Below are 22,705 nucleotides of genomic sequence, written 5' to 3'. Positions count from 1 at the left end.
GCAATGCGGTGCGCATGGCAGACGAGTCGACCAACCGCGCCGCCTTCGAGGTTCAGGCGCAATATTGCGACGCGATGGCCGCGCCGCAGACCGCCGCTTTGTGCCGCGCGCTCGCCCGCGTGCTGACCCGCGACACCGCGGTCGGCGCGCGGCTGCTCGACTGGACGGGCGAGCCGGTCGCCGATGCGACGGTGCTGCGGATCGTCGGCGGCCTTCACGCGCTGGCCCGCCGCGGCGTCGCTGACGCCTTCGCCGCCGACGACCCAACGCTGGCGACGATCCTCGCCACCCACGACGCCGCGCTGCTCCCGTGGCTCGACGGCCCGCCGCAGACCAACGAGGCGCAGCGCTCGGCGGGGCTGATGACCGGGCTGCTCCACGTCGCCGCCGCGCACGGCCCGCGCATCGAGGTGCTGGAGATCGGCTCCAGCGCCGGGCTCAACCTGCTGATCGACCGGATGCGCTTCGATCTCGGCGGGGTGCACGTCGGCGCGGCCGACTCGCCGCTGGCGATCGTCCCCGAGTGGCGCGGCCCGCCGCCGCCCGCCGCGCCGATCGCGATCGAACGGACGCGCGGCGTCGACATCGCCCCCGTCGACGTGCGCGACCCGGCGCAGGCCGAGCGGCTCGCCGGCTATGTCTGGGTCGACAATCACGACCGCCTCGCCCGGCTTGCCACTGCGCTCGACATGGTCCGCGCGCGCGCGGTCGATCTGGAGCAAGGCGACGCTGCCGACTGGGTCGAGGCGCGCCTCGCCGAGCCGCAGGAGCCGGGCATCACGCGCGTGCTGATGCACTCGGTCGTCTGGCAATATCTCCCGGCCACGTCGCGCGACCGTATCCGCGCCGCGATGGCCGAAGCCGGCGCACGCACCAGCGCGGACCGCCCGCTCGGCTGGGTGATGATGGAGCCCAACCGCGACCTCCACCGCCACGAGGTGCGCGTGCAATATCGGCCGTCGCATCAGCCGATGCAGCTGGTCGCGCTCACCCACGCACATGGCGCATGGGTCGAAGGGCTACCCGCACCCTACGAAACCCGCGACTATGTCATGCGCCGCGGTGCCTATGAGTGACACCGTCCCGCCCACCCCGTCATTCCCGCCTAACCCGTCATTCCCGCGAAGGCGGGAATCCAGACCCGCAGGTCCATGGACAGTAGCGCGCCCTCAGAGGTTCTGGATTCCCGCCTTCGCGGGAATGACGACGTGTTGTTGCGCAGACGCAAACAAATGAGCGAAGCCGACTTCCTCGCCCGCCTGCGCACCCTTCCGCTCCACCCCGGCGCGCGTGGCCTCATCGACGACACCGCCACGCTCGCCGGCCTCACCATCACCACCGACACGCTGGTCGAGGGCATCCACTTCCTCCCCACCGATCCGCCGCAGGACGTCGCGTGGAAGCTGGTCGCCACCAACCTCTCCGACCTCGCCGCCAAGGGCGCGCTGGTCGAGGGCATCCTCCTCAACTACCCGCTCGGCGACGAAACATGGGACGCCGCCTTCCTCGACGGCCTCGGCGAAGTGCTGACCACCCTCGCCTGTCCGCTCCTCGGCGGCGACACCGTAACGCTCCCCGGGAACGCCCCACGCATCCTCACCGTCACCGCCTTCGGCCGCGACGCCCCCGCCCCGCTGCGCGCGGGCGCAAAGCCCGGCGACGCGCTCTACGTCACCGGCACGATCGGCGACGCCGGGGCCGGGCTCGCCATCGCCCGCGCCGGCAGCGGCGACCCGGCGCTGCTCGCCCGCTACCGCCGCCCCGTCCCGCGCCTCGCCGAAGGCCGCGCGCTCGCCTCACGGGTCCATGCGATGATGGACCTCTCCGACGGCCTGCTGATCGACGCCGCGCGCATGGCCGCCGCCAGCGATCTCGCGGTCACCATCGACCTCGCCGCCGTCCCGCTCGCCCACGGCGTCACCGATCCGCTCGCCGCCGCCACTGCCGGCGACGATTACGAGCTGCTGTTCGCCGCCCCCGCCGGCCGCGCGCTCCCCGTCCCCGCCACCCGCGTCGGCACCTTCGCACCCGGCACCGGGCTGACGTTGACCCAGGATAGCCGATTGCTCCCGCTGCCCGCCTCGCTCGGCTACCAGCACGGGTTGCGCTGACGCCGCCACCTGTTAGCCTCCACCCCCCGCGCGACGTACCGGCGACAGACCGGACGCGCCACTAGGAGGGATGAAGGGCATGACGATCGTCTATCTTGCCATCGTCTGCGGCCTGATCGCCGTACTCTATGGCTTCGTGACCAGTCGACAGGTGTTGTCCGCTTCGCCGGGCAATGAGCGGATGCAGGATATCGCCGCCGCCATCCAGGAGGGCGCGCGCGCCTATCTCGGGCGGCAATATACCACCATCGCGATCGTCGGCGTCGTCGTCGCAATCGTGCTCTTCGCCACCTTAGGCACGCTCTCGACGATCGGCTTCGTCATCGGCGCGTTGCTCTCGGGCGTCGCCGGGTTTGTCGGGATGACGATCTCGGTCCGCGCCAACGTCCGCACTGCCGAGGCCGCGCGCGGCTCGCTGCAGGGCGGGCTGACGATGGCGTTCCGCTCCGGCGCGGTCACGGGCATGCTCGTCGCCGGGCTCGGGCTGCTCGCGATCGCTTTGTTCTTCTGGTATCTCACCGGCCCCTCGAACCTGCTCCCCAATGACCGCGCGATCGTCGAGGCGCTGACCGCGCTGGCGTTCGGCGCGTCGCTGATCTCGATCTTCGCGCGATTGGGCGGCGGGATCTTCACCAAGGCCGCCGACGTCGGCGCCGATCTCGTCGGCAAGGTCGAGGCCGGCATCCCCGAGGACGATCCCCGCAACCCGGCGGTGATCGCCGATAACGTCGGCGACAATGTCGGCGACTGCGCGGGCATGGCCGCCGATCTGTTCGAAACCTATGTCGTGACGCTCGGCGTGACGATGGTGTCGATCGCGCTGCTGATCCAGGCCAGCCCTGCCGAGCTGATGCGCCTCATGAGCCTGCCGCTCGCGATCGGCGGGGTCTGCATCATCACCTCGATCATCGGCACCTATCTGGTCCGGCTCGGGCGCGGCACGATCATGGGTGCGCTCTACAAGGGCTTCTGGACCTCGGCCTTGCTGTCGGTGCCGGCGATCTGGGCGGTAACGCAATGGACGCTCGGCGACATGCATCAGGTGATCGGCGGCGCAGGCTTCCTCGATGCCGACCGCGACGCCGCCTTCGACGCGATCACCACCGGCAGCGCCGACGCGGCGACCGCCGGCGTTCCCGCCGCGACGGCGTTCACCGGCACCGACCTGTTCTGGTGCATGATGATCGGCCTCGCCGTCACCGGGCTGATCGTCTGGATCACCGAATATTACACCGGCACCAACTATCGCCCGGTCAAGTCGATCGCCAAGGCGAGCGAGACCGGCCACGGCACCAACGTCATCCAGGGCCTCGCGATCAGCCTCGAGGCGACTGCGCTGCCGACAATCGTGATCGTGATCGCGGTGATCGCCGCCTACAAGCTCGCCGGGATCATCGGCATCGCCTTCGCCGCGACCGCGATGCTCGCGCTCGCCGGCATGGTCGTCGCGCTCGACGCCTACGGTCCGGTCACCGACAATGCCGGCGGAATCGCCGAAATGGCCGGGCTGGAGGACGAGGTCCGCGAACGCACCGACGCGCTCGACGCGGTCGGCAACACGACGAAAGCGGTGACCAAGGGCTATGCGATCGGCTCGGCGGGGCTGGCCGCACTGGTGCTGTTCGGCGCCTACACCACCGATCTGCGCACCTACTTCCCCGACCTCACCGTCGATTTCTCGCTGAGCAACCCCTACGTGATCGTCGGGCTGCTGCTCGGCGCATTGCTCCCCTATCTGTTCGGCGCGTTCGGGATGACCGCGGTCGGTCGCGCGGCCGGCGCGGTGGTGCAGGAAGTCCGCGAGCAGTTCCGCGACAATCCCGGCATCATGCAGGGCACCAGCCGCCCCAATTACGGCCGCACCGTCGACCTCGTCACCCGCGCCGCGATCCGCGAGATGATCGTGCCGTCGTTGCTCCCGGTGCTGTCGCCGATCGCACTCTACTTCATTGTCCGCGCGGTCGACGGGCAGGCGAGCGGCTTTGCGGCGCTCGGCGCGATGCTGCTCGGCGTGATCGTCTCGGGGCTGTTCGTCGCGCTGTCGATGACCAGCGGCGGCGGCGCGTGGGACAATGCCAAGAAGTATATCGAGGACGGCAACCACGGCGGCAAGGGCTCGGAAGCACACAAGGCCGCGGTGACCGGCGACACGGTCGGCGATCCGTACAAGGACACCGCCGGCCCGGCGGTCAACCCGATGATCAAGATCACCAACATCGTCGCGCTGCTGCTGCTCGCGGCGCTGGCCGGCCACGGCTGACCTGAAAGCCCCTCCCCTTCAGGGGAGGGGTTGGGGTGGGGCCTGTCCACGAGCGCAAGGTCTGCGGAACTGCCCCACCCCCCGGCCCCTCCCCCGAGGGGGAGGGGTGAACACAGCTCGCGCAACTACCTCCATTACGGCGCGATCCGCCCCCAGCACGCAAGCCCCAACCCGCTCCGCAACGGCCCCACCTCCCCGCGACAACCCCGCCGCGCCCCGCTCCAGTCGCGCGTATGTCCAGCGCGAACCGGCCCACCAACCACCTCTATTACGGCGACAACCTCGACGTGCTCCGCCGCGAGATCGGCGACGCGACGATCGACCTCGTCTATCTCGACCCGCCCTTCAACTCGAACGCCAGTTACAACATCCTCTTCCGCTCGCCGACCGGCGACGGCGCCGACGCGCAGATCGAGGCGTTCGAGGACACGTGGTGCTGGAACGACCGCGCCGAGGACGCCTTCGACCAGGTCGCGCGCAGCGGCCACACCAAGGCGTTCGACCTGCTGAACGCGATGCGCGCGTTCCTCGGCGAAAACGACATGATGGCCTATCTGGCGATGATGGCGGTGCGCGTGATCGAGCTGCATCGCGTGCTGAAGCCCAGCGGCAGCCTCTATCTCCACTGCGACTCCACCGCCAGCCACTACCTCAAGCTGCTGCTCGACGGCGTGTTCGGCGCCGATCGCTACCGCAACGAGATCATCTGGAAGCGCACCACCGCGCACGCCGATGGCGGCCGCTGGGGGCGCAACCTCGACACGTTGCTGTTCTACACGCGCAGCGCCGAGCATGTCTGGCACCCCGCCTATACCGCCTACGACCCGGACTATGAGGCGCGCTTCAGCCAGAGCGACCCCGATGGCCGCCGCTGGACCGACGACAATCTCACCGCCAAGGGGCTTTCGGGGGGCGGCTACACCTATGACTATAAAGGCGTGACCTCCTTGTGGCGGATGCCCGAGGAGACGATGCGCCGCCTCGACGCCGAAGGCCGGCTGCATTTCACGCGCAGCGGCGGCATCCGCCTCAAACGCTATCTCGACGAAGCGAAGGGGATGCCAGTGCAGGCGCTATGGGCTGACATCCCGGCGCTCAACTCACAGGCGCAGGAACGGCTCGGTTACCCGACCCAAAAGCCGATCGCGCTGCTCGAACGGATCATCGCCGCCTCCTCGAACGAGGGCGACGTCGTGCTCGACTCGTTCTGCGGCTGCGGCACCGCGGTCCATGCCGCGCAGAAGCTCCACCGCCAGTGGATCGGGATCGACGTCACCCATCTCGCCATCTCGTTGATCGAGAAGCGGATGCAGGCCGCCTTCCCCGGCGTCGCCTTCACCGTCGAGGGCACGCCCAAGGACCTCGCCTCCGCCGAGGACCTCGCCCGCCGCGACAAGTATCAGTTTCAATGGTGGGCGGTGTCGATGGTCGACGCCATGCCGTATGGCGGCCGCAGGAAGGGCGCCGATGGCGGAGTCGACGGGATCATCTACTTCAAGCCCGACGGCCGCCGCACCGAACGCGCGCTCGTATCGGTGAAGGGCGGCGATCACGTCGGCGTGACGATGGTCCGCGACCTGCATTCCGCAATGATCCGCGAGAAGGCCGCCGCCGCCGTCTTCGTCACCAAGGCCGCGCCATCGCGCCCGATGGAAAAGGAAGCCGCCGCCGCCGGCCGCTTCACCTCCGCGGTCACGGGCAAAAGCTACCCGCGGCTCCAGATCATCACCCTCGCCGAGCTATTCAGGGGCCGCCGCCCGGACCTGCCCTATGTCGACGCCACCGCGGCGTTCCGGCAGGCCCCGCGCGAAAGCAGCGCCCGGCAGGGGTCGCTGTTGTAAAGCAACTCAACCCACTCCATCGCCCCGAACTTGATCCGAAGCCCCGCTCCCTTACCTGACGTGAGGTAAATAGCGGGACCCACGATCAAGTCCGGGGTGACGAAGTAAGCTGTACCATCACTTGCCGTCGGTCGCCCCATCGATCGCCGACCCCGCCTTGTCCGCGGTGCTCTCGACGCTCTTCGCCGCCGAGGTGATCGCATTGTTCTTGGCCGTCTCGCTGTCACCGCGCGCGATCATGAAATAGGCCGCGACCGCCACCACGATCAGCACCGCCAGACCGATCAGCAACCCGCCACCGCCGCCGCCACGGCGCTCGATGATCGTGGTGTGCGGGGTCTGCGTCACGCGATCGTCACTCATGGCTCTCTCCCTCTCGAATGATAGGGCCATGAATGCGACCGCGGCAGCAATGTTCCGTTACCGGAAGGACTTGCGACTGTCCCGATCCGGATCAGAACGGCAGCTTGAATCCCGGCGGCAGCGGCAGCCCGCTGGTCATCTTCGACATTTCGGTCGACGACGCCGCATCCGCCTTGGCACGCGCATCGTTCAGCGCCGCCGCGATCAGGTCCTCCAGCATCTGCTTCTCGGACGGCACGATCAGCGAGTCGTCGAGCGCGACCGAAATGATCCGCCCCTTGGCCGACGCCTTGACCTTGACCAGCCCACCGCCCGCGACGCCCTCGACCTCGATCGTGTCGAGGCTGTCCTGCGCCTTTTGCAGTTCGTTCTGGACGTTCTGGGCCATCGCCAGAATGTCGTTGAGATCCTTCATGTAATGCTCCTTTGCGCGGGTTTCGGATCGATCAGTTCGGCGCCCGGAAAGGCGTCGAATGCGGCGGCGACGATCGGATGCGCGCGCGCCGCGTCATGCCGCGCCTGCACCACGTCCTGCTCGGCTTCGAACATCGTCGGCGCGCCGGGCAAATCGGCCATCGCCAGCTTCCACGGCGTCCCCGTCGCCTCGCGCAGCACCGCCGCCAGCTCGGTCAGCGTATCGGTCGACAAGGGCCGCGTCCCGCTGAACACGATCTCGGGCGGCGCATAGCGGACGAGGCTCGCGCCGCGCCGCAGCCGCACCAGCAGGTCGAGCTTGCCGCGCTCGTCGAGCAACGCCAGCACCCCCGCGAATTCCTTCGGCGCGCGATCCTCCGGCGTCGGTGGCGCGGTCGGCGCAGCAGGCGCGCTGGGCGCCGCGACCGGCACGTCCCCCGCCGCCAGCCGCCGCGCCAGCTCGCCCGGATCGGGCAGCGTCGAGGCATGGATCGCGCGCAGGATCGCCATCTCGGCGGTTTCGATCGGCAGCGCCGCGCGCCCGACCTCCTCATGCCCCTTCAGGAACAATTGCCACAGCCGGTGGAGCGCCGGGAACGACAGCTTGGCAGCCCACTCCCGATACGCCGCGCGCTCCTCGGCCGGCTGCGCCGGATCGTCGGGCGCGCCGACCTTCACCTGCGTCACGCCGTGCACCGCCTCGAGCAGCGCGCGCATCACGCCGAGCGGATCGACCCCCAGATCATATTGCCGTCGCAGCGCCGCCAGCGCGCCCGGCGCATCCGCCGCCAGCACCAGCGCCAGCAGGTCGCGCACCGCATTGCGATCCGACAGCCCGAGCATCTCGCGCACCGCCTCGGCGCGCACGCCCCCGCCTTCGAGATCGGCATGCGCGATCGCCTGATCGAGGATCGACAGCCCGTCGCGCGCCGACCCTTCCGCCGCGCGCGCGATCAGCGCCAGCGCCTCGGGATCGGCCTGCGCGCCCTCGGCCTCCACGACACGCCCGAAATGCTCGGCGAGCAATTGCGCCGGAATGCGTCGCAAATCGAACCGCTGGCAACGCGACAGCACCGTCACCGGCACCTTGTTCACCTCGGTGGTGGCGAACAGGAATTTTACATGCGCCGGCGGCTCCTCCAGCGTCTTGAGCAGCCCGTTGAACGCCGCCTTCGACAGCATATGGACTTCGTCGATGATATAGATCTTGTAGCGCGCCGACACCGCGGCATAGCGCGACGCCTCGATGATCTCGCGCACGTCGTCGATGCCGGTATGGCTGGCGGCGTCCATCTCGATCACGTCGATATGCCGCCCCTCGGCGATCGCACGGCACGGCTCGCACACCCCGCACGGATCGATCGTCGGCCCGCCCTGCCCGTCCGCGCCGATGCAATTGAGCGCCTTGGCGATCAGTCGCGCGGTCGAGGTCTTGCCGACCCCGCGCACCCCGGTCAGCAGAAAGGCATGCGCGATCCGGTCGCGCTTGATCGCGTTGCCGAGCGTCTGGACCATCGCGTCCTGCCCGATCAGCGCGGCGAACGTCTGCGGCCGATACTTGCGCGCCAGCACGCGATAAGGCTGCGCGCTTGCCACGGGCTGCGGCGGCGTACCGAGGTCGAGAGAGTCGGACATTGCCGTGGGATATAGGAGCGCACGGGCGGCTTGTCGAAGGCTTCTCCCCGTGGGCGAGAGGGACGCTCCTCCCTCTCCCCCACGGGGAGAGGGCCGGGGTGAGGGGCCGCCGTCGCCGGAACACCCGCCGATAAGCGACCGCCAGATTTCACCCACGGTCGCCCCTGCGAAGGCAGGGGCCCATGTCTGTAAAGTCTCGATATCCGCTCGCCGGCCAAACAATCGCCGATTCGTCAGAAGAAAACCGCCGCGGCAAAGCCGCGTCATCGGCCGAACCTGCGCCCCGCCGCCCGCGCTTGCGCGTCTGGCGGCCAGCATGGCCGACTGCGCGATGCGCTATCGTCAGACCGACGCGCCCGTCAGATACCCGCACCACGCCGGCCAGACCTCCGCGACCGCGTCGACAGCGGCCTGACTGGGCGCAAGCTGCCCGTGGGAGTCTTGTGCGGCACGGTAAACGGGATGATCGAAGCGTGCGACGATCACCGGAGCGTACCCGAACTGATCGGCGGTGATGTCGACGATCTGTCCGTCGGCTTCAACCCATGCATGACTCTCCCAACAGCCAGCCACGCGTATCCCGAAGCCGTTGCCACGCCCACTGCGCAGCGTCGCGCTGATGCCGCGTCGGTTGAAGGTGTCGGTCAGCATCAAGCTCGATCGCACGCAAGTCCATTGCGACAGGGTTTGTGGCACCGGTGGTCCCCATGTCTCGTGCCAACGCCGCCAATGCGGGCGCAGGAACGATCTGGCGGCCTTGGCGATGATCCACATCATCCGCCGACTATCCGCTGCGCAGACGCCAGCTTCAACAACGTTCCGGCGGCAATCAGCCCGTCGCCCCTGCGAAGGCAGGGGCCCATGTCTGTAAAGTCTCGCGATCCGCTCGCCCGGCAAACCGACACCGATGTGTCAGAAAAAAACCGCCGCGGCAAAGCCGCGGCGTCGGTCGGAGCTGCGCCCCGCCGGCCGCGCTTGTCAGCGTGGAGCGGCAACGCCGCTCTCTCGCTGTCTGCGCGGTGGGAGCCGGAACGACCCGCGGCGAAATCGTTGTGGCTGCTTCCGTCAGGACCTGACCAGGTTGGCGACGACCACGTCCGCCCGACTCCCGCGCGCCCTATGGCGGAGCCGGGCGGCCCGATCAAGTCAAAGCATCAAACCGTTAGCGACGCACGCGGAAACAGCGGCGCTGCGGCCCATAATAACCGTCTACCCAACGGCACACGGTCTGCGTGCGCGGTCCGCGATAGCCGTTCCACGCATAACGATCCCCGCGCCAGCCGCGATGGCCGCGCCACCCGCGGTCACCACGCCAGCCACGGTCACCACGCCAGCCACGCCGATCGTCCCAGCCGCGGCGATCATCACGCCGATCGTCCCAGCCGCGACGGTCGTCCCAGTGATGCCGCGGTCCCGGCTGCGCGGAGGCCGCGGTCGGCACCAGCGTCATGGCGGCCATCAGGCCCGCGAAGCTCAAGGTCATCAGTTTCATACGCTCTACTCCCGAAATCCCCTGCCCTGTCCGGCAAGATGATCCGGCGGCGCTGCACCGACCCTGAACCCTATGGTAAGCTAACAGAAAGCTTGTCGAATTCCGGCGTCAGCACGATCTGGCACGCCAGCCGGCTGGTCCGCCGCGCATCGGCGACGAGGTCGAGCATGTCCTCCTCTTCCTCGCGCGCCGCCGGCAGCTTCGCGAACCACTCGGCGTCGACGATCACATGGCAGGTCGCGCACGCCAGATCGCCGTTGCACGTCCCCTCCAGCGGCAGCCCGTTGCGCCGCGCGACGTCGAGCAACCGCTCCCCCGCGCACGCCGGCAGCTCGTCGCCATCGAACAAGACCTTCATGCCGCCACCTTCTGCGCATCCGCCGCCGCCACCAACCGGTCGAGCGCCGCCAGCACTTCATCCTCACGCGTATAGCGCCCGAAGCCGACGCGGATCGTCGATCGCGCCTGCGCCTCGCTCAGCCCGATCGCGCGCAGCACGTGGCTTGTCCGCCCCGACCCGCTCGCGCACGCCGACCCCGCCGAGAACGCCACGTCGCGCACGTCGCTCATCAATCGCGCGACATCCAGCCCGTCGCGCCGCACGCTCAGATTGCCCGGCCAGCGCTGGTCGTCGGCGCCATTGAGCGTCCACCCGCTCAGCCGCGCGCGCGCCACGCCGAACAGCCGCCCCGCCTCCACCGCATCGTCCGCCATCCGCGCCTTCGCCAGTGCCGCCGCCGCCCCGAACCCCGCGCACAAAGCCGGACTCAGCGTCCCCGATCGCCCGCCTTCCTGATCCCCGCCATGCAACAACGGCATCAGCGTCACGCCGTCGCGCACCCACAAGGCGCCGATCCCCTTCGGCCCATGGATCTTGTGCGCGGAGATCGCGACCATGTCGCACGCCTCCGGGATCGCAACGCGACCGAACCCCTGCACCGCATCGCACAGCAGCAGCGCACCGAGCGGCTTCACCGCCGCCGCAATCTCCGCGACCGGCTGGATCGTCCCGATCTCGTTGTTGACCAGCATCACCGCCACCAGCCGCGCGCCCGTCTCGCGCACCGCCGCTGCGACCGCGTCCGGGGCGACCCGCCCGCCGCCATCGACCGGCAGCACCACATGCGCGCGCCTGCTCGCCGCCACGGTGTCGAGCACCGCGGCATGTTCGGTCGCCTGCGTCACGATCGCGCCGCCCACGCCCTTGATCGCCCAATTGAGCGCCTCGGTCGCCCCGCTCGTGAACACCACGCGCCCGCCAGCGGGCAACAGCGCCGCGACCTGCGCGCGCGCCACCTCGACCGCCGCCTTCGCCGCGCGCCCGGCGCGATGCGGCGAATGCGGATTGGCATGGCCGTCGCGCAGCCACGGCAGCATCGCGTCCAGCGCCTCTGGCGCGAGCGGGGTCGTCGCCTGATAATCGAGATAGGTCACGCCGCGAACCGCCCGGTCGCACGCGCCACCCCGCGCCACGCCGCGATGAAGCGCTCGACGTCGTCATCGCTCGTCGTCCGCCCGAAGCTCACCCGCACCACCTCGCGCGACGCCTCCTCGCTCCACCCCATCGCGCGCAGCACATGGCTGGGCTTGAGGCTCCCGCTCGCACAGGCGCTTCCCGCCGACACCGCGATGCCTGCCAAGTCGAAGCGGATCAACTGCGCCGCCGACGCGACCCCCGGCATCCGATAGGCGCCGATCGCCGGGTGCCGCGCGGCATCTTCCGCGACGACGATCCCGCCCGAGCGCCGGATCGCGTCATCAAGCCGCGCGCGGCGCTCGCCATGATCCGGCTCCGCCTCGTCCAGCGCCGCGGCATGGCCGAGCACGCCCGGCAGATTCTCGGTCCCCGGCCGATAGCCGCGTTCCTGCCCGCCGCTCGGATGCAAGGTCGCAACGTCGCGCACCAGCAGCGCGCCCGTTCCCGGCGGCCCGCCGCGCTTGTGCGCCGACACCGCCACGAAGTCCGCCACGTCCGCCAGCTCATCCGACGCCGGCATCTGCGCGGCATCGACCAGCAGCAACCCGCCGCCCTCCTGCACCGCCGCAGCGATGTCGGCGATCGGCTGCCGCACCCCGGTTTCGCTGTTGCACCATTGCACCGCCACCAGCGCGCCCGATACATCGCCCAGCGCCCCCGCATCGACCCGCCCCAGCGCATCGACCGGCAGCACCTCCGCGCGCCCGCCCGCACGCAGCACCGCATCATGCTCCACCGCCGACACGATCCGCCGCGCGAGCGTGCACCGTCCCAGCGCGATCGCCAGCGACTCGCTCGCCCCGCTCGTCAGCAACACCTCGTGCCGCCAGCCATAAGCGGCCCCGATCCGCCCCCGCGCCGCCTCCAGCGCCGCGCGCGCCGCGCGTCCGGCGGCGTGCGGCGAGGACGGATTGGCCCACATCCCCATCCCGTCCCGTACCGCCTGCACGGCCGCGGGGGTCATCGGAGTCGTCGCGGCGTGGTCGAGGTACAGCGGCTCGGTCAAGACACATTCCATTTTCGGCGTTCGGGCCTATATAGCGCGCTTCCCGCCGGCCCCAACGGCTGCCTGTCCAAGCACAAGGTCATCATGCCAGAAGTCATCTTTCCCGGACCCGAAGGCCGCATCGAGGGGCGCTTCGCCCCCGCCCCGCGCCCGCGCGCGCCCGTCGCGATGATCCTCCACCCGCACCCGAACGCGGGCGGCACGATGAACAACAAGATCGTGCAGGAATTGTACAAGACCTTCCAGCGCCGCGGCTTCGCCACGCTGCGCTTCAACTTCCGCGGCGTCGGCAAGAGCCAGGGCACGTTCGACAATGGCATCGGCGAACTGTCCGACGCGGCTTCCGCGCTCGACTGGGTGCAGAGCTTCCATCAGGAGGCGCAGACCACCTGGGTCGCCGGCTTCGGCTTCGGCGCGTGGATCGCGATGCAGCTGCTGATGCGCCGTCCGGAGATCCGCGGCTTCATCTCGATTGCGCCGCCCGCGAACCTGTTCGATTTCTCGTTCCTCGCGCCGTGCCCGTCGTCGGGGATCATCATCCAGGGCGCCGAGGACGAGGTCGCCACCCCGCTCGCCTCGCAGAAGCTGGTCGACAAGCTGCGCACGCAGAAGCACATCACGATCCACCACGACGTGATCCCGCGCGCCAACCACTTCTTCGAGCACGAGATGGACGACCTGATGAAGTCGGTCGACAATTACCTCGACATGCGTCTGGACCCGAACTCGCCGATCAAGTGAGCCGCGCCGAAGCGCAGGCGACCGCCTGCGCCCGCCTTCCGCGGCTCACCGGCCGGCGGCGCCCCGCGCGGACCGACGACGCGGGCTTTGCCCGCGGCCCGTTCTCCGTCATTCCCGCGCAGGCGGGAATCCAGACGCGCAGGTCGTCGCAAAGGCCGAAACCCCAGAGGTTCTGGATCCCCGCCTTCGCGGGGATGACGACCGTGGGGAAGGTGGCGCGCCAAACCAACCGCCACCCTCACCCACCCTCACCCACCCTCACATCGTCCAGATCAGCACATTCCCCACCAGCACCGCGGCCATCACCAGCATCAGCACGCCCTTCAGCCGCTGCCGCCGCTTCACCAGCAAATATCCCCCGCCGATCGCGCACGCGAACGCCGCCAGCATCGCCACCGCCGGCGCGACCGCCGCGATGCCGCTCAGCGAAGCAGCGTTCACGCCCCTTCCCCCGCCAGCACGCGCGCATAATCCGCCAGGTCGACGTTCCCGCCCGACAGGATCACCAGCATCCCCGGCTCGACCCCGACCCGCCCCGCCAGCACCGCCGCCAGCGCCACCGCGCCGCCCGGCTCGACCACCAGCCGCAGCTGCGCCGCAGCCCAGCGCTGCGCCGCGCGTATCTCCGCCTCGCTGACCGCCACCCCGGTCGCATCGCGCCGCGCCAGCACGTCGAAGGTCAGCGGCGACACCTGCCGCGTCTGCAACGCGTCGCACGCAGTCGGCGGCGGCGCGTCGCCGACCGGCTCGATCCAGCTCGCCTCCAGGCTGCGGCGCATGTCGTCCCAGCCCTCGGGCTCGACCACCGTCACCCGCGCCTCGGGCAACGCCAGCGCCAGCCCCGCCGCCAGCCCGCCCCCGCCGCATGGCACCACCACATGCCGCGGCGCGCCGAGCCCGGCCGCCGCCATCTGCGCCGCGGCCTCGATCCCGGCGCTGCCCTGCCCCTCGATCACCCACGGATCGTCGAAGCTCGGCACCAATGTCGCCCCGCGTGCCTCGGCCAGTCGCGCCGCGATCGCCTCGCGCGACTCCGTGGCACGGTCGTACGGCACCACCTCCGCGCCGAGTGCGAGCGTCGAGTCGCGCTTGGCGACCGGCGCGTCGGCGGGCATCACCACCGTTGCCGAAATACCCAGTCGCTTCGCCGCCCAGGCGATGCCCTGCGCATGATTGCCCGACGAGAACGCCACGACGCCGCGCTGCCTCGATTCGTCGCTCAAGGCGGTCAGCCGATGCCATGCCCCGCGCACCTTGAAGGCCCCGATCGGCTGAAGACACTCCGCCTTCAAGACGACATCCATACCCCTGATTTCATGCGACAAAATCGGCGTCGGCGGGAGCACTGCCGCCACCTTGGCCGCGGCGTCACGCACCCCGGCGCGGGTCGGCTGTCGCATAATCGTCACGATTGAACCTTTCGTCGCAATGGACACTTTACATCCACGTCCAGCGATCATATTTCGCGCCTCCGCTGCCCCATGGGACTTCCAACCGCAAGGCAGCTTTTTGTCACCGTATGCCGAAAGGCAATTGGAGGTCCCTTGAGTTGCACCAGCATCATCGCGCGCTGGGGTTAGCGCCCCTCTCGACCGTTCCCGCCGATTCCGTCGCCGGGGCCATCGACATCGCCATGCGTCAACCGGTCCAGCCGGTGACGATCGTTCGTCCGCACGCCGCGGCACGGGCCGCCCGCTTCTTCACGGAGAAGTTTCCGGGCCGGACCATGTATGCGGTCAAGGCGAACCCGAGCCCGGAGCTGCTACGCACGCTCTATGACAACGGTGTGACGACCTATGACGTCGCCTCGATCGCCGAGGTCCGTCTGGTCGCCCGCACCCTGCCGGACGCGACCCTGTGCTTCATGCACCCGGTCAAGGCCGAGGAAGCGATCGCCGAGGCGTATTACACGCACGGTGTCCGCACCTTCTCGCTCGACAGCATGGAAGAGCTGGCGAAGATCGTGCGTGCCACCCGCGGCGCGGCGGACCTCACGCTCTGTGTGCGGCTGCGCGTCTCGTCGGAGCATTCGAAGCTCAGCCTCGGCGCCAAGTTCGGCGTCGCGCCCGACGAGTCGAAGGAGCTGCTGCTCGCCACGCGTCAGGTCGCAGATGCGCTCGGCATCTGCTTCCATGTCGGTTCGCAGGCGATGACCCCGGATGCCTATGCACAGGCGATGGAGCGCGTGCGTCAGGCGATCGTCGGTGCGGCGGTGACGGTCGACGTCATCGACGTCGGCGGCGGCTTCCCGTCGGTCTATCCGGGCATGACCCCGCCGCCGCTGGAGCGCTACTTTGAGACGATCCACCGCGCGTTCGAGAGCCTGCCGATCAGCTATTCGGCCGAACTCTGGGCGGAACCCGGCCGTGCGCTCAGCGCCGAGTACAGCTCGGTCGTGGTGCGCGTCGAGCGGCGCCGCGGCGAGGAACTGTACATTAACGACGGCGCCTATGGCGCGCTGTTCGACGCGGCGCACATCGGCTGGCGCTACCCGGTCGCGCTGCTGCGCGAGCCGGAGTCGACCGTCCGCGATCATGCGTTCAGCCTGTGGGGTCCGACCTGCGACGACATGGACTATATGCCCGGTCCGTTCCCGCTCCCCGCGGACGTGACCGTCGGCGATTATGTCGAGGTCGGGATGCTCGGCGCGTACGGCGCGGCGATGCGCACCGCGTTCAACGGCTTCACCTCGGACGAGACGGTGGTCGCCACCGACGAGCCGATGGAGTCGCTCTACATCGAACTGCCGCGACAGGTTACCGGCAACGTCGTGAAGCTGTAACCTTCCGACTTCAGTGATCCGGTGACGGCGTGCGGACATTCCGCACGCCGTCATCGTTCGGGTTTTCGCGTCCCCATTGAACGACGTGTATTTCCCTGTGGGAGCCCCCATGACCGACACCACCATCAACGACACCCGCAAGGCGGAACTGCTGTCGAAGCAGGTCAAGCACATCGACATCAAGAGCTTCGACGCGCGCCCGATCGTCGACGCGATGAGCGACATGAGCTTCACCAGCCGCGACCTCGGCCGCGCGACGAAGATCTACAACCAGATGCTCGGCGACAAGGACTGTACCGTCGTCCTCGTCATCGCCGGATCGACCTCGGCCGGCGGCTGCATGGACCTCTATGCCGAGCTGGTGCGCAACAACATGGTCGACGTGATCGTCGCCACCGGCGCCACCATCGTCGACATGGATTTCTTCGAGGGCCTCGGCCACAAGCATTATCAGGCGCTCGAGGTGCCCGATGACGACACGCTGCGCTCGCTCTACATCGACCGCATCTACGACACGTACATCGACGAGGAGCAGCTTCAGGACTGCGACCACACGATCTACGAGATCTGCAATGCGATCGAACCGAAGGCCTATTCGTCGCGCGCCTTCATCCGCGAGATGGGCAAGTATCTCGTCGAGCACGGCAAGAAGGAGAACAGCCTCGTCAAGCTCGCCTATGAGCATGACGTGCCGATCTTCTGCCCGGCGTTCGTCGACAGCTCGGCGGGCTTCGGCCTCGTCAAGCATCAGGTCGACCGTGCGAAGGAAGGCAAGCCGTATCTGATGATCGACGCGGTCGCCGACTTCCGCGAGCTGACCGACATCAAGATCAAGGCCGGCACCACCGGGCTGCTGATGATCGGCGGCGGCGTGCCGAAGAACTTCATTCAGGACACCGTCGTCTGCGCCGAAATCCTCGGGCACGAGGATGTCGAGGTGCATAAGTATGCGGTGCAGATCACCGTCGCCGACGTCCGCGACGGCGCCTGCTCGTCCTCGACGCTGCAGGAGGCGGCGAGCTGGGGCAAGGTCAACACCGGCATCGAGCAGATGGTGTTCGCCGAGGCCGGCTCGGTGATGCCGCTGCTGGCGTCGGACGCCTACCACCGCGGGCTGTGGAAGGACCGCCCGACCCGCAAGTGGGCGACGCTGTTCGACACCAAATGATGTGATGCGGGGGGAGAGTCACAGTCGCTCTCCCCCTTTGTCATTCCCGCGAAGGCGGGAATCCAGAACCTCCGATGTCAGTGGCTGTCACGACGGCCCACCCTCGTTCGTCGCCCCGGACTTGATCCGGGGCCCCGCTTCTTCGTGACAGTCGAGAAAGAAGAAGCGGGATCCCGGATCAAGTCCGGGATGACGATGTGGTATTCGGAGCGCGCAAGCCCGCCGAAACGACAGCCATGGTTGCACCCACTCTTCAACCCCTGCCATAACCCTCTCGAAAACAACGGAGGGACACGGATGCCAATCGACCGGCGCGCCTTGATCGGCGGAGCGGCCAGCCTCGCCACCCTCACGCTCGCAAAGCAGGTGTCCGCGCAGGACGTCACCCAATGGCCGCCACGCGAGCATTTCACGCTCTGGCCGAACCGGCCGCCCAACAGCCCGCGCCGCCTCCCCACGCCGAACAACGAGATGAGCGGCCAGCCTCCGCGCCGCGAACTCCACCTGCGCGGCGTCGCCGAGCCCGTCGTGGGCGTCTACCGCCCCACGCGCCCCGATGGCCGCGCTTTGCTGTCGCTCCCCGGCGGTGGCTATCGCTACCTCTCGGTCGAGAACGAGGGGATCAACGTCGCGCGGACCTTCAACCCGTTCGGCGTCACGGTCTTCGTCCTCGCCTATCGCCTCCCCGGCGAAGGCTGGCTGGAGCCGCAGGACGTGCCGCTGCAGGACGCGCAGCGTGCGATGCGGCTGATCCGCGCCCGCGCCACCGATTTCGCGATCGATCCCGCCGGGCTGGGCGTGGTCGGCTTCTCGGCGGGCGGGCTGCTCGCCGCCAGCATCGCCACCGCCTACGCCGACCCGGTCTACGCGCCGCTCGACACCGCCGACGACCATCCCGCGCGTCCCGCTTATGCCGGGCTGATCTACCCGGTCGTCACCGGCGACCGGATGCGCGTCGGCGCGCTCGGCGCGGCGCGCTTCGACACCGACCGGCGCGTCAATCGCGACACGCCGCCGATCTTCATCACCCACGCGCTCGACGATCCGGTCGTCCCCGCGGCGCAGCCGATGGCGATGCTCGCCGCCTGTCAGGCCGCGCGCGTGACCGTTGAGGCGCATTTCTTTCAGGAAGGCGGCCACGGCTTCGGCCCCGCCTATCTCCCGCCCGACCTCCCCGGTTCGCACTGGCCGCAGCTGTTCGACCTGTTCATCAAACGGACGCTGGCCAGCCGAACAACCGGCTGAGGCTCCGCTCCAGCACCAGCAACCGCCACAGCAGCAGGTCGCGCGATTCGTCCCCGCCGCGGTGTCGCTTGATCCACGCCGCGATCCGCGCCGTGTCGAACCACCCCAGCTCGGCGAGAAGCCGCGACCGTTCCAGCCGCGCCACGTCCGCCGCCAGCGCCCCCCGCAACCATTGCGACACCGGCAGCGACGGCGCGGTGACGGGCATCGCCGGCAGATGCCGCGCCATCGCCCCGACCAGCGGCGAGGTCCGCGCCCCCCGCACCCCGGCCGGCAGCGACAGCACGAACGTCACCAGCGCCGGATCGGCGAACGGCGTCCGCCACTCCGCTCCCGCCGCCATCCCGGCGCGATCGGCGATCGTCAGCACCTGCCCCGGCAGTCGCGTCGCCAGATCGGTGCGCAGCGCGGCCTCCAGCGGATCGCCCGCACCCCATGCCGCCCCGAACCGCTGCGCGAGCGCCTGCGCCCGCCACACCTCACCCACGTCCACCGCGCCGACCGCCAGCGCATAATCCGCCCGCGCCTCGCCCAGCCCCGGCAGCGTCCACCGCCACCGCCGCCAGCGCTCGCGCCGTGCGAACCGCCGCCAGCGTCCGCCGTCCAGCAGCAGCGACGCGCCGGCCCCCGACATCACGACCGGCCCGCTCCCGCGCGCCGCGACGATCGCCGCCAGCGCCGCCGGATCGCCGCACGGCTCGTCAAACGCCGCCACCAGATCATCCAGCAATCCCGGCAGGTCATCGAGCGCCGCTTGCCGATGCGCGGTCGCGAACCGCGCCGCCACCCCACCTTCGTCGCCGACACCGACCGTCGCCACCGCCTTCGCGCTCGCCTCCGCCGCCAGCGCGACCACCGCCGCATCGCCCAGCCCGCCGAGCAGCAGCGCCACCGGCCGCGCGGCGGCGGCCCCCCGCGCCACCGCCGCGCGCAGCTCGGGCAGCAGCGCCTCTGCCGGTGCCTCGCCCGCGTCGGCCAAGCCCCACCACCGCCGCGCGCCGCGCACCGGCCGCCCGCGCTCGACCAGCAGGAAATGCCCCGCCGGCAGCTTCTCCACCCCCGCGATCACGCAGGCGTCGTCGGGCACATACCCCAGTGTCAGATAGTCCCCGACCGCCGCCGCATCGGGCACGCGCCGCAGCAACGGATGCGCGAGCAACCCCTTCAGCTCGGATGCGAAGATCAGCGCGCCATCCGGCAGCATCGCCAGATGCAGCGGCTTGGCCCCCAGCCGGTCGCGCGCGAGGAACAGCGTCTGCGTCGCCGCGTCGTGCACCGCGATCGCGAACGCCCCCTCCAGCCGGTCGAGCAACGCCGGCCCCCACGCCGCAAAGCCGTGCAGCACCACCTCCGCATCGCCCTCCCCCGCGAAGCGATGCCCCAACCCGCGCAGCTCGTCGCGCAAAGCCGCATGGTTCAGGATCGTCCCGTCGAGCATCGCGGCATAGCGCAGGTCCGCGGTCGCGACCGGCTGCGTCGCCGCGGCGCCCCCGATCACCGCCAGCCGCCGGTGCGCGAAGCCGACCCCCGGCGCGGTCCATTCGCCCGCGCCGTCCGGCCCGCGATGCGCCATCGCCGCCGCCATCGCGCGGACGCGCGCCGGATCGACCGGCTTGGGGGTCGAGGGATGGAACAGCCCGGCGATCGCGCCCATCTCAGCCGCGCCCCGCTGCCACGCCGTCACGCACCGTCATATCTCCACGCCCGTCACCGATGACCGCCGCGCGCTATCACGCGCGGTGCGGTTCAGCGACCCCGTTCGGCGGCAGCCGGGCGCGGCGGCGCGTCGGACCCCCGCCGCACCAGCGTATAGTCCAGCGTCACCTGCTTCGCCGCACCGCGTCCCGCCTCGCGACGCTCGGACAGCATACCGGCCAGCAGCTCGATCGCCGCGCGGCTCATGTCCGCGATCGGCTGGCGGATCGTGGTCAGCTCGGGCCAGATCGTCGTCGCCAGCGCGCTATCGTCGAACCCGCACACCGTCAGGTCGCGCGGCACGTCCAGCCCGCGGCGATGCGCCACCGCCACCGACGCCGCCGCCATATCGTCGTTGCTTGCGAAGATCGCGGTCGGCGGCTCGGCCATGTCGAGCAACCGCTCGGCGGCGACCAGCCCGGAGCGGTAATCGAACAGCCCGTTCGCGACCAGCGCGTCGTCGGGCGCCTGCCCCGCCGCGATCAGGGCGGCGCGATAGCCCGCCAGCCGCTCGGCGCTGGCATGGATATTGTCGTTGCCGCGGATGAAGCCGATCCGGCGATGCCCCAGCGCGAGCAGATGCGCGGTCATCGCCGCCGCCGCGCCGCGGTCGTCGATCGCCACCGCGCCGACCTGCGGCGGCGGCGCGCTGGTCGCCACCGCGACGGTCGGAATCCCCGCCGCCAGCAGCACGTCGAGCACCACCGGCGAATCGCACAAGGGCGGCGGCAGGATCACGCCGTCGATCCCGCCCGCGATCAACCGCGCCGCGACATCGCCCTCATGATCGTCCAGCTCGCATTTCTGCACGATCAACTGGATGTCGGACCGCCCCGCCTGATCGAGGCTGCCGAGCAGGAAGGCGCTCAGATACGATTCGCTGGGATTGCTGAACAGCAGCCCGATCCGCAGCTGCGCCGCGCCCGCCAGCCGCCGCGCCGCCGGGTTGGGCGAATAATCGAGTTGCCGGATCGCCGCATTGACGGCGTCGCGTGTTTCGGCGCGGACATTGCCCTCGGCATTGATGACGCGCGACACCGTCATCTGCGACACGCCGGCCAGCTGTGCCACATCGGCGATCGTCGGCACGCCCGAGCGTCGCTTGCGTCTCTCCCCCGTCATCCGCCCTGCTTAGCATCAACCTTGCCGCAGGTAAGTCACTCCCGCACATTTTGATGATAGCGTTCACAGGTGAGTGTCTTCTGCCCTCGCCCCTCGCAGAGGGGAGAGGGTTGCGCAGACTTAGGCTTTGCGCAGCAAAGTCTTAGTCGGAGCTGGGTGAGGGGTGAGCGCTCGCGGATGCGAGCGCGCGAGCCCGCCGGGCTCGCTCGACCCCTCACCCTAGCTACGCTAGCCAGCGGGCTGGCAAGCTTCGCTATCCCTCTCCCCTGTCCAGGCGCGAGGGAAACCGATGCCACCACCTTGTTGCAACCCCACACAAACCCTAAGCGAAGCGCAATAATCCTCGGAGAGAGATAGCATGGCCGCGACGATCGACGCCCCCACCCGCCGCGCGCTGCTCGCCGCACTTGCCGCTGCCCCGCTCGCGCCCGCGATCGTCGCCGCGCAAGCAGGCGACGAGACGCTGCCGCTCTGGCCCGCCTCGCCACCCGGCGCACCCGCCACGCTGCCGACCCGCAAGGTCGAACAACGCTCGAAGACCCCCGGCTTCAACGACCGCTGGCTGACCGGCATCGCGATGCCGACGCTCACCGTCCGCCGTCCGGCGCGGCCGAACGGCGCGGCGGTGATGCTGATCCCCGGCGGCGGCTATGGCTTCCTCGCCTGGGACAACGAGGGCGAGGAGCAGGCGCGCTGGCTCACCGCGCGCGGCGTCACCTGCTTCATCCTTACCTATCGCCTGCCCGGCGAAGGCTGGCGCGACCGCGCGCAGGTGCCGCTGCAGGACGCGCAGCGCGGGCTGCGGCTGATCCGCGCCCATGCCGCGCGTTACGGCGTCGATGCGAAACGCGTCGCGGTGATCGGCTTCTCGGCCGGCGGGCATCTCGCCGGCAGCCTCGCGACCCGCCATGCCGAACGCACCTATGCGCCGGTCGACGCCAGCGACCGGCTGTCGGCGCGTCCCGACCTCGCCGGGCTGATCTACCCGGTCGTCTCGCTCGCCGAACCGTTCACGCATGTCGGCTCGCGCGACAATCTGCTCGGCATCCCCTCCGATGAGGCCGCCCGCCGCGCCGCCTCGGTCGAGCGTCATGTCGACGCGCAGACCGCGCCGATCTTCCTCGCGCACGCCAGTGACGACGGGCTCGTCCCGATCGCCAACAGCCTCGCGCTCTATCAGGCGCTGCTCGCCGCACAGCGCCCCTCCGAGTTGCACGCCTTCGACAAGGGCGGCCATGGTTTCGGCGTCCGCCTGCCCGCGGGCACGCCGGCGGCGGCCTGGCCGACGCTCTTCTCCGCTTTTGCAACGCGGCTGAGCATTTTCCCCGCGGCACCGGCGACCTGACTCGCACT

The 22,705-nt window shown here is 69.8% G+C and carries 21 protein-coding genes and 1 other RNA gene; 9 read left to right on the top strand and 13 right to left on the bottom strand.

The features are described 5' to 3' along the window. Positions 1–14 precede the first annotated feature (14 nt). From PGN12_10695 to PGN12_10680, 4 genes are all read left to right on the top strand, one after another. Positions 15–1,076, top strand: a complete 1,062-nt coding sequence (locus tag PGN12_10695) for a DUF2332 family protein (GenBank protein MEH3104362.1) — start codon at positions 15–17, stop codon at positions 1,074–1,076. Between the two features lie 156 nt (positions 1,077–1,232). Further along, positions 1,233–2,111, top strand: coding sequence for a thiamine-phosphate kinase (gene thiL, locus PGN12_10690; protein ID MEH3104361.1), 879 nt, complete (start codon positions 1,233–1,235; stop codon positions 2,109–2,111). A gap of 79 nt (positions 2,112–2,190) precedes the next feature. After that, positions 2,191–4,371, top strand: a complete 2,181-nt coding sequence (locus tag PGN12_10685) for a sodium-translocating pyrophosphatase (GenBank protein MEH3104360.1) — start codon at positions 2,191–2,193, stop codon at positions 4,369–4,371. A gap of 233 nt (positions 4,372–4,604) precedes the next feature. Further along, the gene (locus PGN12_10680; GenBank protein MEH3104359.1) at positions 4,605–6,212 is read left to right on the top strand and encodes a DNA methyltransferase; all 1,608 of its coding nucleotides are present in this window, start codon (positions 4,605–4,607) and stop codon (positions 6,210–6,212) included. 117 nt (positions 6,213–6,329) lie between these two features. Here the strand turns inward: PGN12_10680 and PGN12_10675 are convergent, their stop codons facing one another. The 9 genes from PGN12_10675 to PGN12_10635 form a co-directional block, all read right to left on the bottom strand. Continuing rightward, entirely contained in the window at positions 6,330–6,575 is a 246-nt protein-coding gene (locus PGN12_10675) for a hypothetical protein (GenBank protein MEH3104358.1), read from the bottom strand. Positions 6,576–6,666: 91 nt separating this feature from the next. After that, complete coding sequence (locus PGN12_10670; protein MEH3104357.1) at positions 6,667–6,990, bottom strand: YbaB/EbfC family nucleoid-associated protein; 324 nt, start codon at positions 6,988–6,990, stop codon at positions 6,667–6,669. Continuing rightward, positions 6,987–8,624 carry a DNA polymerase III subunit gamma/tau gene (locus tag PGN12_10665; protein MEH3104356.1) on the bottom strand — a complete coding sequence of 546 codons (1,638 nt, stop codon included), beginning with the start codon at positions 8,622–8,624 and terminating at the stop codon, positions 6,987–6,989. Before PGN12_10665 ends, PGN12_10670 begins: the two co-directional genes overlap by 4 nt. Before the next feature lie 342 nt (positions 8,625–8,966). Next, a complete protein-coding gene (locus PGN12_10660) occupies positions 8,967–9,401 on the bottom strand; it encodes a lasso peptide biosynthesis protein (protein MEH3104355.1) in 435 nt (144 codons plus the stop codon). 238 nt (positions 9,402–9,639) lie between these two features. Further along, positions 9,640–9,737: signal recognition particle sRNA small type (gene ffs / locus PGN12_10655), an RNA gene on the bottom strand. A 49-nt stretch (positions 9,738–9,786) separates the two neighbouring features. Beyond that, the gene (locus PGN12_10650) at positions 9,787–10,116 is read right to left on the bottom strand and encodes a hypothetical protein (protein ID MEH3104354.1); all 330 of its coding nucleotides are present in this window, start codon (positions 10,114–10,116) and stop codon (positions 9,787–9,789) included. A 70-nt stretch (positions 10,117–10,186) separates the two neighbouring features. Beyond that, positions 10,187–10,474 carry a 2Fe-2S iron-sulfur cluster-binding protein gene (locus PGN12_10645; GenBank protein ID MEH3104353.1) on the bottom strand — a complete coding sequence of 96 codons (288 nt, stop codon included), beginning with the start codon at positions 10,472–10,474 and terminating at the stop codon, positions 10,187–10,189. Then, positions 10,471–11,550 carry a cysteine desulfurase family protein gene (locus PGN12_10640; GenBank protein ID MEH3104352.1) on the bottom strand — a complete coding sequence of 360 codons (1,080 nt, stop codon included), beginning with the start codon at positions 11,548–11,550 and terminating at the stop codon, positions 10,471–10,473. The genes PGN12_10645 and PGN12_10640 overlap by 4 nt, the downstream gene beginning before the upstream one ends. Then, positions 11,547–12,611, bottom strand: a complete 1,065-nt coding sequence (locus PGN12_10635) for an aminotransferase class V-fold PLP-dependent enzyme (GenBank protein ID MEH3104351.1) — start codon at positions 12,609–12,611, stop codon at positions 11,547–11,549. Before PGN12_10635 ends, PGN12_10640 begins: the two co-directional genes overlap by 4 nt. 72 nt (positions 12,612–12,683) lie before the next feature. Between PGN12_10635 and PGN12_10630 the strand changes: the two genes are divergently transcribed. Then, positions 12,684–13,340, top strand: a complete 657-nt coding sequence (locus PGN12_10630) for an alpha/beta hydrolase (GenBank protein ID MEH3104350.1) — start codon at positions 12,684–12,686, stop codon at positions 13,338–13,340. A 258-nt stretch (positions 13,341–13,598) separates the two neighbouring features. Here the strand turns inward: PGN12_10630 and PGN12_10625 are convergent, their stop codons facing one another. Both PGN12_10625 and PGN12_10620 read right to left on the bottom strand, forming a co-directional pair. Next, positions 13,599–13,781, bottom strand: a complete 183-nt coding sequence (locus PGN12_10625; protein ID MEH3104349.1) for a hypothetical protein — start codon at positions 13,779–13,781, stop codon at positions 13,599–13,601. Next, positions 13,778–14,740, bottom strand: coding sequence for a threonine/serine dehydratase (locus tag PGN12_10620; protein ID MEH3104348.1), 963 nt, complete (start codon positions 14,738–14,740; stop codon positions 13,778–13,780). Before PGN12_10620 ends, PGN12_10625 begins: the two co-directional genes overlap by 4 nt. Positions 14,741–14,889: 149 nt before the next feature. On the opposite strand from PGN12_10620, the gene PGN12_10615 reads away from it, so the two are divergent. The 3 genes from PGN12_10615 (at position 14,890) to PGN12_10605 (ending at position 18,535) form a co-directional block, all read left to right on the top strand. Further along, positions 14,890–16,122 carry a type III PLP-dependent enzyme gene (locus PGN12_10615; GenBank protein MEH3104347.1) on the top strand — a complete coding sequence of 411 codons (1,233 nt, stop codon included), beginning with the start codon at positions 14,890–14,892 and terminating at the stop codon, positions 16,120–16,122. A 109-nt stretch (positions 16,123–16,231) separates the two neighbouring features. Then, positions 16,232–17,290, top strand: coding sequence for a deoxyhypusine synthase (locus PGN12_10610; protein MEH3104346.1), 1,059 nt, complete (start codon positions 16,232–16,234; stop codon positions 17,288–17,290). A gap of 297 nt (positions 17,291–17,587) precedes the next feature. Then, complete coding sequence (locus PGN12_10605; GenBank protein MEH3104345.1) at positions 17,588–18,535, top strand: alpha/beta hydrolase; 948 nt, start codon at positions 17,588–17,590, stop codon at positions 18,533–18,535. Here the strand turns inward: PGN12_10605 and PGN12_10600 are convergent. Together PGN12_10600 and PGN12_10595 are read right to left on the bottom strand one after the other, a co-directional pair. Next, on the bottom strand, positions 18,501–20,219 hold the full coding sequence (locus tag PGN12_10600) for an asparagine synthase-related protein (protein ID MEH3104344.1): 1,719 nt from the start codon (positions 20,217–20,219) through the stop codon (positions 18,501–18,503). The two genes, PGN12_10605 and PGN12_10600, sit on opposite strands and share 35 nt — an antisense overlap. 62 nt (positions 20,220–20,281) lie before the next feature. After that, entirely contained in the window at positions 20,282–21,352 is a 1,071-nt protein-coding gene (locus PGN12_10595) for a LacI family DNA-binding transcriptional regulator (protein ID MEH3104343.1), read from the bottom strand. Positions 21,353–21,710: 358 nt separating this feature from the next. Between PGN12_10595 and PGN12_10590 the strand changes: the two genes are divergently transcribed. Next, positions 21,711–22,697, top strand: a complete 987-nt coding sequence (locus tag PGN12_10590; GenBank protein MEH3104342.1) for an alpha/beta hydrolase — start codon at positions 21,711–21,713, stop codon at positions 22,695–22,697. Positions 22,698–22,705: the final 8 nt, after the last annotated feature.

The organism is Sphingomonas phyllosphaerae (assembly GCA_036946405.1).
In the GTDB taxonomy this organism is placed as follows: Bacteria; Pseudomonadota; Alphaproteobacteria; order Sphingomonadales; family Sphingomonadaceae; genus Sphingomonas; species Sphingomonas phyllosphaerae_D.
Note: the sequence above shows the minus strand (reverse complement) of the source record. Positions and strands in the feature narration are given on the sequence as shown.